Source organism: Streptomyces sp. NPDC001443 (genome assembly GCF_053597355.1).
Genome location: NZ_JBSFIA010000025.1, coordinates 78,720 through 94,607, shown reverse-complemented (window position 1 = coordinate 94,607; position 15,888 = coordinate 78,720). Strand labels below are relative to the sequence as shown.

18 protein-coding genes are annotated in these 15,888 nt (G+C 71.7%); 11 read left to right on the top strand and 7 right to left on the bottom strand.

What is annotated here, in order from left to right; genetic code table 11:
- Nucleotides 1-79: 79 nt before the first annotated feature.
- Nucleotides 80-589, bottom strand: a complete 510-nt coding sequence (locus ACWC24_RS24925; RefSeq protein ID WP_450665073.1) for a MarR family winged helix-turn-helix transcriptional regulator — start codon at nt 587-589, stop codon at nt 80-82.
- A gap of 11 nt (nt 590-600) precedes the next feature.
- On the bottom strand, nt 601-1,911 hold the full coding sequence (locus ACWC24_RS24920; RefSeq protein WP_450665072.1) for an MFS transporter: 1,311 nt from the start codon (nt 1,909-1,911) through the stop codon (nt 601-603).
- An 88-nt stretch (nt 1,912-1,999) separates the two neighbouring features.
- Here ACWC24_RS24920 and ACWC24_RS24915 point away from each other — a divergent pair, with 88 nt between their 5' ends.
- Nucleotides 2,000-2,986, top strand: coding sequence for a DUF5937 family protein (locus tag ACWC24_RS24915; RefSeq protein ID WP_450665071.1), 987 nt, complete (start codon nt 2,000-2,002; stop codon nt 2,984-2,986).
- A 77-nt stretch (nt 2,987-3,063) separates the two neighbouring features.
- Here ACWC24_RS24915 and ACWC24_RS24910 read toward each other — a convergent pair whose 3' ends face one another.
- Complete coding sequence (locus ACWC24_RS24910) at nt 3,064-4,716, bottom strand: FAD-dependent oxidoreductase (RefSeq protein ID WP_450665070.1); 1,653 nt, start codon at nt 4,714-4,716, stop codon at nt 3,064-3,066.
- A 303-nt stretch (nt 4,717-5,019) separates the two neighbouring features.
- Between ACWC24_RS24910 and ACWC24_RS24905 the strand changes: the two genes are divergently transcribed.
- The 7 genes from ACWC24_RS24905 (at nt 5,020) to ACWC24_RS24875 (ending at nt 10,398) form a co-directional block, all read left to right on the top strand.
- Complete coding sequence (locus ACWC24_RS24905) at nt 5,020-6,174, top strand: SchA/CurD-like domain-containing protein (RefSeq protein WP_450665069.1); 1,155 nt, start codon at nt 5,020-5,022, stop codon at nt 6,172-6,174.
- 90 nt (nt 6,175-6,264) lie between these two features.
- A complete protein-coding gene (locus ACWC24_RS24900; RefSeq protein WP_450665068.1) occupies nt 6,265-6,708 on the top strand; it encodes a cupin domain-containing protein in 444 nt (147 codons plus the stop codon).
- Nucleotides 6,705-7,973: a beta-ketoacyl-[acyl-carrier-protein] synthase family protein gene (locus ACWC24_RS24895; RefSeq protein ID WP_450665067.1), complete on the top strand. Its 1,269-nt coding sequence runs from the start codon at nt 6,705-6,707 to the stop codon at nt 7,971-7,973. Before ACWC24_RS24900 ends, ACWC24_RS24895 begins: the two co-directional genes overlap by 4 nt.
- Nucleotides 7,970-9,217 carry a ketosynthase chain-length factor gene (locus tag ACWC24_RS24890; protein WP_450665066.1) on the top strand — a complete coding sequence of 416 codons (1,248 nt, stop codon included), beginning with the start codon at nt 7,970-7,972 and terminating at the stop codon, nt 9,215-9,217. The genes ACWC24_RS24895 and ACWC24_RS24890 overlap by 4 nt, the downstream gene beginning before the upstream one ends.
- A gap of 16 nt (nt 9,218-9,233) precedes the next feature.
- On the top strand, nt 9,234-9,500 hold the full coding sequence (locus ACWC24_RS24885) for an acyl carrier protein (RefSeq protein ID WP_450665065.1): 267 nt from the start codon (nt 9,234-9,236) through the stop codon (nt 9,498-9,500).
- Between the two features lies 1 nt (nt 9,501).
- The gene (locus ACWC24_RS24880) at nt 9,502-9,981 is read left to right on the top strand and encodes an SRPBCC family protein (RefSeq protein WP_450665064.1); all 480 of its coding nucleotides are present in this window, start codon (nt 9,502-9,504) and stop codon (nt 9,979-9,981) included.
- 84 nt (nt 9,982-10,065) lie between these two features.
- Nucleotides 10,066-10,398, top strand: a complete 333-nt coding sequence (locus ACWC24_RS24875; protein ID WP_450665063.1) for a TcmI family type II polyketide cyclase — start codon at nt 10,066-10,068, stop codon at nt 10,396-10,398.
- A 119-nt stretch (nt 10,399-10,517) separates the two neighbouring features.
- Here ACWC24_RS24875 and ACWC24_RS24870 read toward each other — a convergent pair whose 3' ends face one another.
- The 4 genes from ACWC24_RS24870 to ACWC24_RS24855 form a co-directional block, all read right to left on the bottom strand.
- Nucleotides 10,518-11,588, bottom strand: coding sequence for a methyltransferase (locus ACWC24_RS24870; protein WP_450665062.1), 1,071 nt, complete (start codon nt 11,586-11,588; stop codon nt 10,518-10,520).
- Between the two features lie 64 nt (nt 11,589-11,652).
- Nucleotides 11,653-12,720, bottom strand: coding sequence for a right-handed parallel beta-helix repeat-containing protein (locus tag ACWC24_RS24865; RefSeq protein WP_450665061.1), 1,068 nt, complete (start codon nt 12,718-12,720; stop codon nt 11,653-11,655).
- Between the two features lie 231 nt (nt 12,721-12,951).
- A complete protein-coding gene (locus ACWC24_RS24860; protein ID WP_450665060.1) occupies nt 12,952-13,245 on the bottom strand; it encodes an MTH1187 family thiamine-binding protein in 294 nt (97 codons plus the stop codon).
- Complete coding sequence (locus ACWC24_RS24855; protein WP_450665059.1) at nt 13,242-13,586, bottom strand: DUF3817 domain-containing protein; 345 nt, start codon at nt 13,584-13,586, stop codon at nt 13,242-13,244. The genes ACWC24_RS24860 and ACWC24_RS24855 overlap by 4 nt, the downstream gene beginning before the upstream one ends.
- A 192-nt stretch (nt 13,587-13,778) precedes the next feature.
- On the opposite strand from ACWC24_RS24855, the gene ACWC24_RS24850 reads away from it, so the two are divergent.
- The 3 genes from ACWC24_RS24850 to ACWC24_RS24840 are packed head-to-tail and all read left to right on the top strand — an operon-like array spanning nt 13,779 to nt 15,857.
- On the top strand, nt 13,779-14,411 hold the full coding sequence (locus ACWC24_RS24850; RefSeq protein ID WP_450665107.1) for an AIM24 family protein: 633 nt from the start codon (nt 13,779-13,781) through the stop codon (nt 14,409-14,411).
- Between the two features lies 1 nt (nt 14,412).
- Nucleotides 14,413-15,063 carry an AIM24 family protein gene (locus ACWC24_RS24845; protein ID WP_450665058.1) on the top strand — a complete coding sequence of 217 codons (651 nt, stop codon included), beginning with the start codon at nt 14,413-14,415 and terminating at the stop codon, nt 15,061-15,063.
- Nucleotides 15,064-15,104: 41 nt separating this feature from the next.
- Nucleotides 15,105-15,857, top strand: coding sequence for an AIM24 family protein (locus ACWC24_RS24840; RefSeq protein WP_450665106.1), 753 nt, complete (start codon nt 15,105-15,107; stop codon nt 15,855-15,857).
- Nucleotides 15,858-15,888 lie beyond the last annotated feature (31 nt).

Here is a 15,888-nt window from a genome sequence, read left to right as displayed (position 1 = left end):
CCGCCCGTTCCGGGAGATCTTGGCCGGGGCCACGCCGGGCCGCCGGGCCGCCGGGCCGCCGGGTGGGCGGCCGGTCGGACTACCGGTCGTCGAAGTCGTTCGCCGCGACCCGCAGCGGGCGCAGCAGCGCGAAGATCTCCGCGCACTCCTCGGCGTCGTACACCCCGAGCCCGAAGTCCATCGCCATCAGGTCGCGGGTGGCCGCCTCGACCACCTCGCGGCCCTTGGCGGTGATGGTGGCGAGGGTGCCGCGGCCGTCGTTGGGGTTGGGGCGCTTGTCGACCAGGCCGGAGCGCACCAGCCGGTCCACCGTGTTCGTCACCGACGTCGGATGCACCATGAGCCGCTCGCCGATCTTCGACATCGGCAGCTCACCGGCCTGGGAGAAGTTGAGCAGCACCAGCGCCTCGTAGCGCGCGAACGTCAGCTCGTAGGGCTTGACGACCGCGTCGACCTCGGCGAGCAGGATCTGGTGCGCGCGCATGATCGAGGTGATCGCGGCCATCGACGGCACGCTTCCCCAACGCTGCTTCCACAGTTCGTCGGCGCGCGCGATGGGATCGAAGGGCAGACTGAGGGGCTTCGGCACGTCGTCAGACATTACCCGTCGGTCATATCGCGGTCAGCCCTGTCTCGCCCTTCGGTCCGCCGGGCCTGTACGGCCAGCAGCGCGCAGCACACCGCGCCCAGCGCCCCGGCCCCCGCGACGGCCGCCGGCACGCCCACCGCCTCGGCGGCCACACCGGCCAGCGCCATGCCCAGGCCCTGGAGCGTCATCAGTCCGGCGGTCAGCAGGGTCATCGCCCGGCCGCGCACTTCCTCCGGAACGTCCCGCACCAGCCACTGGTCGACGCCGAGCGTGTACGCGGAGCCCGCGCCCGCGACCAGGAGCAGCAGCAGGGAGACGGCCAGGCCGGGGTGGAGGGCGTAGCCGAGGTAGGGCAGCAGCGTGAAGCAGACCAGCGGCAGCGCGGCGCGCTCGCGGGTGGCGGGCCGCAGCCGGGCGCCCGCGAACAGTTCCCCGGCGATCGTGCCGACCGGCAGGGCGCACATCAGCAGGCCCAGGCCGGTGGAGCCGGCGCCGAGGCCGTCGGCGTAGGGCGCGGCCAGGGCCTCCGGTGCCACGGAGAACATCGGCGGCACCCAGGACAGCAGCAGCAGGACCCGTACCCGCCGGTCGGCGAGCACCTGCCGGGCCCCGCGCAGGGAGTCCCCCACCAGCGCGCCGGCGCCCCGGGCGCGGGCCGGGCGGTGCCGGGTGCCCAGCCGCAGCAGGGCCGCGGAGGCCAGGAAGGTGCCGACGGTGACCAGCAGCGCGTGGCGCGGGGAGACCACGGTGAGCAGCAGGCCGCCCAGCCCGTAGCCGACGAGCAGCGCGCTCTGCGCGACGATCCGCAGCAGGGAGCGGCCGAGCACGAACAGGTCGCCGTCGCCGAGGACGTCGGCGAGGGTGGCCATCCGGGTCCCGGAGAACACCGGCGAGACGACGGCGAGCACACAGCGCAGGGCCAGCAGTACGGCGATGGGCGCGCCCGGCGTCACCATCAGCGCCACGCATCCGGCGCAGACGAGGTCGCACACCACCAGCACGCGGCGGGCCGGGTGGCGGTCGGCGACCCCGGCGAGCAGGGTGCCGCCGATCAGGTAGGGCAGGAAGCCGAGCGCGAAGGCCAGCGCGCTCAGCAGGGGTGAGCCGGTCAGGTCGTAGACCAGGACGGACAGCGCGATCTCGGCGACGACCACGCCGAGCATGGACAGCAGATGGGCGGCGAAGACGGCACGGAACTCGCGGACCGCGAAGACCCGGGCGTAGCCCGTGGGCGCGGGCGGCTCGGGGGCGGCGGGCGGCTCGGGGGCGGCCGGCCCCGGGGTCTGCGGCAGCGTCGTCGTGGTCTGGGGTTCTTCCGGCATGGCAGCAGGGTGCGGTCCGGCGCGCGGACGGCCGTAGAGTTTCGGCTCGGGCCGAATCGAAGGCCGGACGAGGAGAGGTGGTGGGGTCGTGCCGATGCGGCTGCACTTCGGGGAGGACGACTTCCTGCGCTGCCGGTTCGCGCTCTCGCCGCTGTGGGAGACGCAGGAGGCGGTGCGCACCCTCAAACGGCCCGACCGGCACGGCTACCACGCGCACTGGCTGCGCCGGATCCGCGCGGCGGCCGAAACGCTCGACCTGAGCGGGCTGTGGCTGGTGATGCCGCGCCGCGGCCACTCCCCCGACTGGCTGGGCGCGCCGCCGATCGGCCCCGCGGTGAATTTCGAGGAGGAGATCGCCGCGGTCCGCGCCGCCGATCCCGAGGCGGCCCGCGCGGACACGGCCCGCTCGCTCGCCGACACCCCGGGGGCGCTCGACTCGCCGCGCGGCCGGGCCTGGCTGGCGGACCCGGCCCGCATGATCCGGGAGCTGTCCGACGCGGTCGAGGAGGTCTGGCACACCCTGCTGGCGCCGGACTGGCCCCGGCTGCGGGCGCTGCTGGAGGCGGACATCGCCTTCCACTCGCGCCGGCTGGCCGAGGTCGGTCTGGGCGGCCTGCTGCCGGAGGTCAACCGGCGCTGCGGCTGGCGCGCCGGGACGCTGACGGTCGAGACACACGTCGAGTACGAGTACGAACGACACCTCGGCGGGCAGGGGCTGGTGCTGATGCCGAGCGTGTTCAGCTGGCCGGACGTCATCAGCGGCTTCGAACCGCCCTGGCAGCCGACGCTCGTCTACCCGGCGCGGGGCATCGGCGGCCTGTGGGCCGAGCCGACCGACCGGCTGCCCGACGCGCTCGTGCGGCTGCTGGGCCGTGGCCGGGCCGCCGTGCTGACGGCGCTGGACGAGCCCGCCACCACCTCGGCCCTCGCGCCCCGGCTGGGGCTCGCGCCGTCGTCGGTGTCCGCGCATCTGACCGCGCTGCGCGACGCGGGCCTGCTGACCGCGCGGCGGTACGGCCACCAGGTGCTGTACGAGCGGACGCCCCTGGGGATCGCCCTGGCCTCGGGAGCCTGAACTCCCGCTCAGTCCTTAGGGACGGTTGCCCCTCACCTCCGCCGGCGCGCCTCCGCCCGCGCCGGCTCGCGCGCCGCTCAGACCAGGTCGAGCAGGCCGGCCATGAGGTCGTACAGCGTCTTCTCCGGGTCGGTCACCGCGTCCTGCGACCGCCACGCCACATATCCGTCGGGCCGGACCAGCACCGCGCCCCGCGCTGTCGTGCCGTGCAGCACGGACCAGTCCGTGCCGTCCTGGGGGGCGAGGTCCGCGAGCGGGTCCCGGCCGACGCGGTACGACTCCAGGCGTACCGCGAGGCGTTCGGCGACCCGCTGCGCCGCCGTGTGCCAGGCCGTGTCCTCGGCGCCGCTGAGCAGCACGAACGAGGTCTCGTACAGGTCGACGGTGGAGGTGCGCACGCCGGAGCGCAGCAGCCACATGTGCGGGGCGCGGCTGCCGGGCTCGCCGGTCATCGCCATCTCGTCGGGCACCACCGGGCCCTCGGGGTCGGTACCGACCACGGCGCCGCGGGGGTAGCGGTAGCCCAGGGCCACCTTCAGGACGCCGCCCTGACGGGCGCCGCCCGCGCCGCCCGCGCCGGGGGCGGGGGCGTAACCCGGGTGGCTGTGCTCCACCGAACGGGCCGCCGCCCGCGCGCTGGTGGCCACCGCCACCGGCTTGCGCTCCGCCTCGTAGGACTCCAGCAGGCCGGGTCCCGCCCAGCCGTTGAGCACGGCGGCGAGCTTCCAGGCGAGGTTGTGCGCGTCCTGGATGCCGGTGTTGGAGCCGAACGCGCCGGTCGGTGACATCTCGTGGGCGGAGTCCCCGGCGAGGAAGATCCGGCCGGCCGAGTAGCGCTCGGCGACCCGCTGCGCCGCGTGCCAGGGCGCCTTGCCGGTGATCCGCACGTCCAGGTCGGGGACGCCGACGGCCCGCCGGATGTGGGCGACGCAGCGCTCCTCGGTGAAGTCCTCCAGCGTCTCGCCGCGCTCGGGGTGCCAGGGCGCGTGGAAGACCCACTTCTCCACGTTGTCCACCGGCAGCAGCGCCCCGTCCGCGTCCGGCGCGGTCAGGTAGCAGCAGATGAAGCGCCGGTCGCCGACCGCGTCCGCGAGCTTGAGGGAGTCGAAGGTGACGCTCACGTTGTGGAACAGGTCGCCGGGGCCCGTCTGGCCGATGCCCAGCCCCTCGCGGACCGGGCTGCGCGGACCGTCGGCCGCGACGAGGTACTCGGCCCGCACGGTGGTGTGCTGCCCGCTGTCGCGGTTCTTCACGACCGCGGTGATCCCCTCGCCGTCCTGCTCGACGGAGAGCAGCTCGGTGGAGAACCGGATGTCGCCGCCCAGTTCGCGGGCGCACTTGAGCAGCACCGGCTCCAGGTCGTTCTGGCTGCACAGGCACCAGCCGCTCGGGCTGAAGCGGGCCAGGCCGCCGCCCGGGTCGATCTCCTTGAACAGCCACTCGCCCGCGCCGCCGGTCAGGGACGGGGCCTGGAGGATGCCGTGGTTGTCGGCCAGGGTCGAGGCGGCCTCACGGATCTGCTGCTCGGCCCCGGCGACCCTGAACAGCTCCATCGTGCGCACGTTGTTGCCGCGGCCGCGAGGGTGCCTGGAGGTGCCCGCGTGCTTCTCGACGACCAGGTGCGGGATGCCGAGACGGCCCAGGAACAGTGAGGTGGACAGCCCCACGAGGGAGCCGCCCACGACCAGTACGGGTACGTGATGCTCGACTTCTGGGGTTTCTTCGGTCATCAATGCCTCCAGCAGCGGACCCCGGCTACAGGGCTTCCATGGACCCCCGGCTACAGGGCTTCCATGCCCCGGCGGGAGGGGTTCGCTCGCCTCATTCACCCGACTGGTCACCCCGTACGTCACCCGCTTCGCCCGGGTGGTCACCCACGTGGTTCACGCGAGTCGCGCCGCCCCGCGGCCCGAACCACGATCGGGGTCCGGGCCGTTCGCCGCTCCCGACACCGGGAGCGCCCCGGAAGTCACTGAGGAGATGTGTGCTGGATGTCAATCTCGGAACGTGTATCGGAACGTGTGTCTGACCGCGTGTCGGACCGTGTCTCGCACCGGGACCCGCAGCGGATCTCGGAGCGGGTGTCGCAGTCCGCGTTCGACGGCTCCCGGCTGCGGGTCATCCTGCTGCTGGACCTCCACGACGGCGCCCAGAAGCAGTTCCTGGAAGCCTACGAGCAGATGCGCAACCAGGTGGCCTCCGTCCCCGGCCACATCAGCGACCAGCTGTGCCAGTCGATCGAGAACCCCTCGCAGTGGCTGATCACCAGCGAGTGGGAGAGCGCCCCGCCGTTCCTCGCCTGGGTGAACAGCGAGGAGCACGTCGAGACGGTCCAGCCGCTGCACAGCTGCGTGCGTGACACCCGCTCGCTGCGGTTCAGCGTGCTGCGCGAGACGGGCAACGCCGCCCCGCCGCTGCCCGAGTCGGAGAAGGGCCGCTTCCAGGCTACGGCCCGGGTGGGCGACGGCGTGGTACGCCACGCCCTCACCTTCACGGTGAAGCCCGGCAGCGAGCGGATCGTCGCCGATCTCCTCGCCGGCTACACCTCGCCGCAGGCCCAGGTCGACGAGAACACCCGGCTGCGCCGCACCTCGCTGTTCATGCACGGCAACCGGGTCGTGCGGGCCATCGAGGTGGAGGGCGACTTGATGGCCGCGCTGCGCCACGTGTCCCGGCAGCCCGAGGTCCGGGCGGTCGAGGAGGCCATCAACCCCTACCTGGAGCAGGACCGGGACCTCAGCGACCCGGGATCGGCCCGGCTCTTCTTCACCCGGGCCGCGCTGCCCGCGGTGCACCACGTGGCGGTCGGCGCCGGACAGCCCCAGGACGTCAAGCGGCACGCGCTGTTCTACCCGGCCAAGGAGGGCTCCGGCATGGCCCTGGCCCGGCTGCTCGCCCGCGAGGACGAGGCCGCGGCCGACGACCCGGCGAACCCCGTGCACTGCAGCACGATCTTCCAGCGCGACGACATCGTCGTGCGGCTGGTCGACGTACGGGGCGACCTCGCGCACGACCCCGTCCTGACCCTCGGTCTGACGGGCGGCCGCAACGGCGCGGTCCTCAGCCGGCTGCTCGACGGCGACGTGCTCGGCGTCGACGGCGCGCCGGCCACCGAGCGGGACCTCGCCCGGTTCATCGACCGGTCCGACATGAAGCTCGTCACCGACCGCACCGCCTCGTCCGCCTGACGGCGGGTCCGGCCCGGTCAGCGGCCGGACACGCAGGCTCCGTCGGCACCGACCGACGGGCCCGCTGCACCCACCAACCGGAGGAAACACATGACCACGCCCCGCCCACGCATCGTGGACCTGAGCGAGACCGAGCCCAACACCCGGCGCGGAGGTGACCTGCGCGCGATGCTCACGCCCACCGCGGTCGGCGCCAAGTCCGGCTTCATGGGCCTCGCCATCATCCAGCCGGGTGACCGCATCGGCGAGCACTACCACCCGTACTCCGAGGAGTTCGTCTACGTCGTGAGCGGCGACCTCGAGGTCGACCTGGACGGTGAGACCTTCCCGATCCGGGCCGATCAGGGCCTGCTGATCCCGATCAACATGCGCCACCGCTTCCGCAACGTGGGCAGCGTGGAGGCCCGGATGGTCTTCCACCTGGGCCCGCTGGCGCCGCGCCCCAAGCTCGGCCACGTCGACACCGAGGTGACCGAGGAGACGGAAGGAGCCTGCATGCACCTGACACCCGAGCGAGTCGAGGCGGTGTCGTGACCCGGCGCGTGGCGGTCACCGGCGTCGGCATCGTGGCCCCGGGCGGTGTGGGCGTACCGGCGTTCTGGGACCTCCTGGCGAACGGCCGCACCGCGACGAGGGGCATCACGCTCTTCGACCCGGCGGGGCTGCGTTCGCGTATCGCGGCCGAGGTCGACTTCGACCCGGCCGCCCACGGAATCGACGCGGCGACGACGGAGCGTGCCGACCGCTATGTCCAGTTCGCCATGGTGGCCGCCCGGGAGGCGGTCAGCGACGCGGGACTCGACCCGGAGAAGGAGGATCCCTGGCGCATGGGGGTGTCCCTGGGCACCGCCGTGGGTGGCACCACGCGCCTCGAGAACGACTACGTGGCGGTCAGCGAGAAGGGCCGGCGCTGGGACGTCGACCACCGCCGGGCGGCTCCTCATCTGCACCGCGCCTTCTCCCCGAGCGCCCTCGCCTCCGAGGTCGCCGAGCAGTTCGGGGCGCACGGCCCGGTGCAGACCGTCTCCACGGGCTGCACCTCCGGTCTCGACGCGATCGGCTACGCCTTCCACGCCGTGCAGGAGGGCCGGGTCGACGTCTGCATAGCCGGCGCCTCGGACTCGCCGATCTCCCCGATCACGATGGCGTGCTTCGACGCCATCAAGGCGACCTCTCCGAACAACGACGACCCCGAGCACGCGTCCCGGCCGTTCGACAAGGACCGCAACGGGTTCGTCATGGGTGAGGGCGGAGCCGTCCTCGTCCTGGAGGAACTCGAACACGCCCGCGCCCGCGGGGCCCGCGTGTACTGCGAGATCGGCGGCTACGCCACCTTCGGCAACGCCTACCACATGACCGGTCTCACCCGGGAGGGCCTGGAGATGGCGCGCGCCATCGACGACGCGCTCGCCCACGCCCGGCTGGACGGCTCGGGCATCGACTACGTCAACGCCCACGGTTCCGGTACGCAGCAGAACGACCGGCACGAGACGGCCGCGGTGAAGCGGTCGCTGGGCGATCACGCCTACCGGACGCCGATGAGTTCGATCAAGTCGATGGTGGGCCACTCGCTGGGTGCCATCGGGGCGATCGAGGTGCTGGCCTGTGTGCTGGCCCTGGTCCACCAGGTCGTGCCGCCGACGGCGAACTACACGACCCCGGACCCCGAGTGCGACCTCGACTACGTGCCGCGCACCGCCCGCCAGGCCAAGCTGCGCAACGTGCTGTCCGTCGGCAGCGGCTTCGGCGGCTTCCAGTCCGCGGTGATTCTCACCCGGCCCGACGGGAGGACCCGATGACGTCACAGCGAGCCCGGCGCGCCGCCGTCACCGGTATAGGCGTCGTCGCCCCCAACGGGCTGAGCACCGAGACCTTCTGGAAGTCCACCCAGGAGGGCGTCGGCGTCCTGGACCGGGTGACCCGCGAGGGGTGCGAGCACCTGCCCCTGCGGATCGCGGGCGAGGTCCGCGGATTCGATCCCTCGGAACTGGTCGAGGAGCGGTTCCTCGTCCAGACCGACCGGTTCACCCACTTCGCGATGGCCGCGGCCGACCAGGCCCTGGCGGACGCCCGGCTGGGCCGTGCCGACACCGACCGGGACCCGTTCGCGGTCGGCGTGGTCACGGCCGCGGGCTCCGGCGGCGGCGAGTTCGGCCAGCGGGAGCTCCAGCGGCTGTGGGGCCAGGGCCCCCGGTTCGTGGGTCCGTACCAGTCCATCGCCTGGTTCTACGCGGCGAGCACCGGCCAGGTGTCCATCCGCGGCGGGTTCAAGGGACCCTGCGGCGTGGTGGCCAGCGACGAGGCCGGCGGCCTGGACGCGCTGGCGCACGCGGCCCGCGCGGTCCGCCGGGGCACCGGCGTGGTCGTGGCCGGGGCCGCCGAGGCCCCGCTGGCGCCGTACTCGATGGTCTGCCAGCTCGGCTACGACGACCTCAGCACCAGCGACGACCCGACCCACGCCTACCGGCCCTTCACCGCCGCCGCCTGCGGGTTCGTGCCCGCCGAGGGCGGCGCCATGATCGTGGTCGAGGACGAGGGGGCGGCACGGGAGCGGGAGGCCACCGTCCGGGCGTTCATCGCCGGGCACGGGGCGACCTTCACCGGCGCGTCCCACTGGGAGCGGTCCCGGGAGGGGCTGGCCCGGGCGATCCGGGTCGCGCTCGACGAGGCCCGGTGCGCCCCCGAAGAGGTCGACGTCGTGTTCGCGGACGCGTTCGGGACGCCGGAGGCCGACCGTGCCGAGGCGCTGGCGATCGCCGACGCCCTGGGCGCGCACGGCCGGCGGGTGCCGGTGACGGCGCCCAAGACCGGGATCGGCCGGGCGTACTGCGGGGCGCCGGTGCTGGACGTGGCGGCGGCGGTGCTCGCCATGGAACACGGCCTGGTACCGCCCACGCCGAACGTCTACGACCCCTGCCACGACCTCGATCTGGTGACCGGGCGGGCCCGTCCCGCACCGCTGCGCACCGCCCTGGTCGTCAGCCGGGGACTCATGGGCTCCAACGCGGCCCTCGTGCTGCGGCACGGCGCCCATGCCCTCTGAGGAGAAGGAGAGACAGATGAACAAGACGGACAACGAACTGACCGCACGGGAACTGGCCGCGCTGATGAAGAAGGCGGCCGGCGTCACCGTGGTCGCCGACGAGCTGGAGCTCCGGCTCGACGCCGGCTTCGACGAGTTCGGACTGGACTCGCTCGGCCTGCTGGGCATCGTCGGCGAGCTGGAGAACAACCACGCCATGGTGCTGCCGCCCGACGCGGAGCGCTGCAGGACCCCGCGCGAATTCCTCGACCTCGTGAACAGCAACGTAGTGGCAGGAGCCTGACATGGCAGGACACACCGAGAACGAGATCACCATCGCCGCTCCCCTGGACCTCGTCTGGGACATGACCAACGACCTGGAGAACTGGACGGAGCTGTTCAGCGAGTACGCCTCCGTCGAGGTCCTGTCCCAGGAGAACGGAAAGACCACCTTCCGCCTCACCATGCACCCGGACGACAACGGCAAGGTCTGGAGCTGGGTGTCGGAGCGTGAGCCCGACCGCGAGCGGCTCACGGTCAAGGCCCGCCGGGTGGAGACCGGCCCGTTCGCCTACATGGACATCAAGTGGGTGTACGAGGAGACCCCGGCCGGCGTCCGGATGCACTGGACGCAGGACTTCGAGATGAAGCCCGACGCGCCCGTGGACGACGCCTGGATGACCGAGAACATCAACCGCAACTCGGTCGTCCAGCTCCGGCTCATCCGGGACAAGGTCGAGCAGCGCGCCCGGCTGCGCACGCCCGCCTCCGTCACCCACGACTGACCGGCCCCTCCCCCACCTGTCGGCCCGCGGACCGTCCGTTCGGACGGTCCGCCCGGCTTGCCGCCCCCGAAAGGACGCCCTTTCATGCACCAGACACTGATCGTGGCCCGGATGGCGCCGGGCTCGGCCCCGGACATCGCGAAGGTGTTCGCGGAGTCCGACGACGGCGAACTGCCGCACCTCGTCGGCGTCACCCGCCGCACCCTGTTCCAGTTCGACGACGTGTACATGCACCTCGTGCAGGGCGAGCGCCCGCTGGGCCCCGCGATCGCGAAGGTGGCCGGCCACCCGGCCTTCCAGGAGATCAGCGAGCGGCTCACCGCGTACGTGAGCGCGTACGACCCGGCGACCTGGCGCGGCCCGAAGGACGCGATGGCCCACGAGTTCTACCGCTGGGAGCGCGACGGGCGCCCGTGACACGTCCGTGGCTCCCGGCCCGTCCGGCGCGCCGGACGCGTCCCACGCTCCTGACGCTTCCGGCGTGACAAGGGTCCGCCCCCGGTCGATGCCGGGGGCGGACCCTTGTCACGTCGGGATCAGGCGGGTACGACGCACTCGAACGCGTGCAGATAGGCGTTGACCGGCTGGATCTCGGCGACGGTCAGCCCGGCCTCCGTCATGCGGGCGACCAGGCTCTCCTTGGTGTGCTTGGCTCCCCCGACGTTGAGGAGCAGCAGCAGGTCCATGGAGGTGGTGAACTTCATCGACGGGGTGTCGTCGACGAGGTTCTCGATGATGACGACCCGGGTCCCGGGGCGAGCCTTCGCCATCACGTTGCGCAGCGTCCTGCGGGTGCTGTCGTCGTCCCATTCCAGGATGTTCTTGATGATGTACAGGTCGGCCTCGACCGGGATGTCCTCACGGCAGTCCCCGCCGACGATCCGGGCCCGTTCGGCGAGCGCGCCGCCCACCCGCAGCCGGGCGTCCGCCTTCTCCACCACCCGCGGCAGATCGAGCAGGGTGCCGCGCACGTCCGGGTGCTTCTCCAGCAGGCTGGCCAGCACGTGCCCCTGGCCGCCGCCGATGTCGGCGACCGTCGTCACGCCGGTGAGGTCGAGAAGTTCCGCGACGTCCCGCGCCGACTGCTCGCTGGAGGTCGTCATGGCCTGGTTGAAGACGTGCGCGGAGTCCTGCGCGTCCTCGTGCAGGTAGTCGAAGAACCCCTTTCCGTAGAGCTCGTGGAAGACGCTGCCGCCCGAGCGCACCGCCTCGTCGAGCAGCGGCCAGGCGTCCCAGGTCCAGGGCTCGGTGCACCACAGGGCGATGTACCGGAGGCTGTGCGGGTCGTCCTCGCGCAGCAGCCGGGACATGCCGGTGTGGACGAACCGTCCGTCCTCGTTCTGCGCGAAGACGCCGTAGCAGGTCAGGGCGCGCAGCAGGCGCAGCAGGGGCCGTGGCTCGGTGCCGAGCCGGGCCGCGAGCTGCTCCGCGCCGGCCGGCTCCTCGCCGAGGGCGTCGGCGACGCCGAGCTTGGCCGCCGCCCGCACGGCCGCGGCGCAGGCGGCGCCGAAGACGAGTTCCCTCAGCCGCATGGCCGGGGCGGGCTGCTGCGGGGCCGCGGCCGGGGCGGGCGGAGCCTGCGCGGGGGCGGGACTCACAGTGGTCATGTACCGTCTCGATTCGCTTGGTTCGCTTGGTTCGCCTGATGCGGCAAGGACACGAATGGTCCGGTCAGCACATTCCGGCGGGCAGTGAGCGCCGGCACCTGTTGTGGGTGAACTTGTTTCCCTTTCCGGTGTCCCGGTTGACCAGGTCGGCCGGCGAATTACGGGTCAGCACGTTGCGCCGGATGATGTTGTTCTGGTTCGGTGCGCCCACGACACTCTTGAAGAGGACCACTCCGCCGGAGAACGGGGACTTCCCCACGTTGTGGTGGATCTCATTGCGCTCGACGACCGACCTCTCGATTCCGGTGAGGACGATTCCGGCGCCCTGGATGAAAGGCAGTCGGGCGGTCTTCGGGCAGTACGCGTTGTTGTCGTGGACATAGTTCCTGCGTACGAGGATGTTGCCGGTGCGCGGCTTGTTCTCGTCGCCGACCACGAACATGCCGGCGCAGTTGCGGTCCATGTCGTTGTTCTTGACCGTGACGTTGCGCAGCCTCCGGACCGTGATGCCGATGCGGTTGCCGGTCAGCCGGTTGTTGCGGACGACGGTGCCGCGCGTGTTGATGGCGCCCGCCTCGGCGCGGACCGTGTTGGAGAGGAAAAGACCCGACTCGCCGTTCTTCCTCGCGACGTTGTGCGCGAACAGGCTGCGGACCGAGAGCTCCTCGGCGAAGCCCCAGGTGCCGTTCTTCTCGGAGGTCACATGGCGTACGGACAGCCTGTCGGTGCCCGAGGCCCACAGACCGTTCTTCTTGAAGCCGGACAGCACCAGGCCCCGGATGCGGGTGTCGACGACCGGCCTGGCGGCGGTGCCCTCCACACAGATGCCGTTGCCGGCGGCCGCGCAGCCGTTGGCCGCCCTCTTCTTGTTCGACGCCGGCTTCAGCACGGTCAGCGCGCCCGAACCACGCAGGAGGAGGTGGGACTTCGTGATGCGGACGCTCTCGCGATAGGTGCCGGGCCTGATGTAGATGACGTCACCCGACCTCGCGACGTCCACCGCCTTCTGGATCGATTCCCCCGGGCGCACCACATGGACCGACGAAGCGGCACCGGCCGTGGGAATACCGGCCAGTCCCGACGCGATCACCAGTGCGGCGCACCCGAGGTATCCGATGTGCTTTCTTTTCATGAGTCGAAGCTATGGTCCGTATTTCCGACTCGCCAGGTTCACTCACCTCTTTTACCGCGTTTGGAGCACGGACGGCGCAATCCCGTACCCGAAAGGCGGTGTCGGCGAGGACCGCCGAGGGTCCGTGAAACTCCTTGCGTGCCACGGGCACGGAAAAGCCCCGGCCGTCGGGGGCCGGGGCTTTTCCGTGTCCGTGTTCCGTGTCGCGTGCCGCGTGTCGCGTCTCGCGTGCTAAGCGGAGAGGTGGCGCTCCACCGTCTCCACCTTCGAGGTCAGCCCGTCCGTCACACCGGGCCGGATGTCCGCCTTGAGGACCAGGGACACCCGCGGTGCCCGCGCCTCGACGGCCGCGACCGCGCGCCGGACGACGTCCATCACCTCGTCCCACTCGCCTTCGATCGAGGTGAACATGGCGTCGGTGCGGTGGGGCAGTCCGGACTCCCGGACCACCCGGACGGCGTCGGCGACGTACTCCCCGACCTCCTCGCCGACCCCGAGCGGGGTGACGGAAAACGCGACGATCATGCGCCCACCACTCCTTCCTTGCGGGCCCGGGAGGCGATCACCGCGTCCTCGGCCTCGCGGCGCAGCCTGCGCTCGGCGAAGAAGCCGCCGGTCGGCAGGACCGACAGGACGAAGTAAAGCGCGGCGGTGCCCAGCGGCCACTTGGCGCGGTTCCAGGCGTCCGCCCAGAAGAGCACGTAGAGGATGAACAGGACGCCGTGGACCGCTCCCATCACGGGCACCGCGTTGAAGTCGGTGGTCCGCTTGAGCACCGAGCAGACGAGCAGCAGCAGGAAGGAGACGGCTTCGGGGGCCGATACCAGGCGGAGGCGGCGGAGGGCGGTGGCGGTTTTGAGGTCCACGGGGCACCTTCGGTGGGAGATGAGGGCGTCACGGTTTGTGAACGCGCGCACAAGCGTCCGCCCATTGTGACAAACGGGCAGGCGCCGTCCGGGAGGGGGGCCGCACTTCCCCCTAGGGGGGCATTCAGGGGCGTTCTCCACCCGGGGGATCTGTCCGGGCGGCCGGGCGGCGGCTACCTTCGCAGCGTGGCGATGTTCCGAATGCAGGGCAGCAAGGTGCTCGCCGTCGACATGACCGGGGATGCCGTGAAGGCGAAGAACGGCTCGATGGTCGCGTACGACGGGCAGATGGCCTTCAAGAAGCTCAGTGGCGGCGGCGAGGGGCTGCGGGGGATGGTGACCCGCAGGCTCACCGGTGAACAGATGACGGTGATGGAGGTCAGAGGCCAGGGGACGTGCTGGTTCGCGGACCGCGCGAGCGAGATCAACCTCGTCCGCCTCCAGGGGGACACGCTGTACGTGGAGTCGAGCAACCTGCTCGCGACGGACGCCGGGCTGCGCACCGGCACCACGTTCACCGGACTGCGCGGCGCCGCGCAGGGCAACGGGCTGTTCACGACGACCGTCGAGGGGCACGGCCAGGCGGCGATCACCTCGGACGGACCCGCGGTGGTGCTCCGGGTCAGCCCGCAGTACCCGCTGACCGTCGACCCGGGCGCGTACATCGCGCACCAGGGGAACGTCCGGCAGTCCTTCCAGTCCGGTGTGACGTTCCGCACGTTCCTCGGGGAGGGCGGCGGCGAGGCCTTCCAGATCCGCTTCGAGGGGGACGGACTGGTGTACGTGCAGCCGAGCGAGCGCAACACGGTGGCGGGGGATCTCTGAGATGGCCTTCCGCGAGATCAACTCCAAGATGGTCGAGGCGACCGTCGTGCCGGGGCAGCGGCTGTTCAGTCAGCGCGGCGCGATGCTCGCCTACAAGGGCGAGGTGTCCTTCACCCCCAACCTCCAGGGAGGCCAGGGCGGGATCATGTCGATGATCGGGCGCCGGGTCGCGGGCGAGGCCACCCCGCTGATGTCCGTCGAGGGCAGCGGCACGGTCCTGTTCGGGCACGGCGGCCACCACGTCCAGATCGTGCACCTCACCGGCGACACGCTGTACGTCGAGGCGGACCGGCTGCTCGCCTTCGAGGGCACGCTCCAGCAGGGCACGATGTTCATGGGCGCGCAGGGCGGCGTCATGGGCATGGTCCGCGGACAGGTCACCGGCCAGGGGCTGTTCACGACCACCCTCAAGGGGCACGGCGCGGTGGCGGTGATGGCCCACGGCGGGGTCTTCGAGCTCCCGATCACCCCGCAGCGGCCGGTGCACGTCGACCCGCAGGCGTACGTCGCCCATCACGGCGACGTGCGCAACAAACTGTCCACGGCGCTCGGCTGGCGCGACATGGTGGGCCGCGGCTCCGGGGAGGCGTTCCAGCTGGAGCTGAGCGGCAGCGGCACGGTCTACGTCCAGGCGTCGGAGGAGAAGCTGTGAGCGGGTACGTGACGGCGGGCGGCCCGGTGGTGCACGACCCGATGACGCTGCCGGTGGACGACAACGTCAACGCCTACACCTTCTGCGTGGAGCTCAAGGGGAGCCAGTGGTTCCTCCAGAAGGGGAAGATGATCGCCTACTACGGGTCGATCGACTTCAACGGCGTCGGGCACGGCAGATTGGACCGACTTGTCCGCACGTCGTTTCATTCGCCTCTGCACGCGGCCGAGTGGGTCGTGGCGGAGGGCTCCGGCAAGATGCTGCTCGCCGACCGGGCCTTCGATGTGAATTCGTACGACCTCGAAGACGGCAACCTGACCATTCGCTCGGGCAACCTGCTCGCTTTTCAGCCAAGTCTCGCGCTCAAGCAGTCGATCGTGCCGGGTTTTCTGACCCTTATCGGAACCGGCAAGTTTGTGGCCGCATCTAACGGGCCGGTGGTGTTCATGGAGCCTCCGATCCGGGTGGACCCGCAGGCGCTCGTCGGCTGGGCCGACTGCCCGTCGCCGTGCCATCACTACGACCACGCGTACATGACCGGCGTGATGGGCGGTCTACGTGCAGTGACAGGCCTGGGCGGGGCCTCCGGAGAGGAGCATCAGTTCGAGTTCGTGGGCGCCGGCACGGTGCTGCTCCAGTCGACCGAAACCCTCATGGCCGAGCAGGCCACGGGGGCCGTTCCGCACGCGGCGGGCGTGCCGGGCGGCGGCGTCCCCGGTGGTCAGGGGCAGCCGTCCGGGGCACCGCGCCTTCCCGGACAGCTGGGAGACCTCCAGCGTCGCTTCGGGCTGTGAGCGGTAGTCTGCGGAGTGTGACATCGAACGC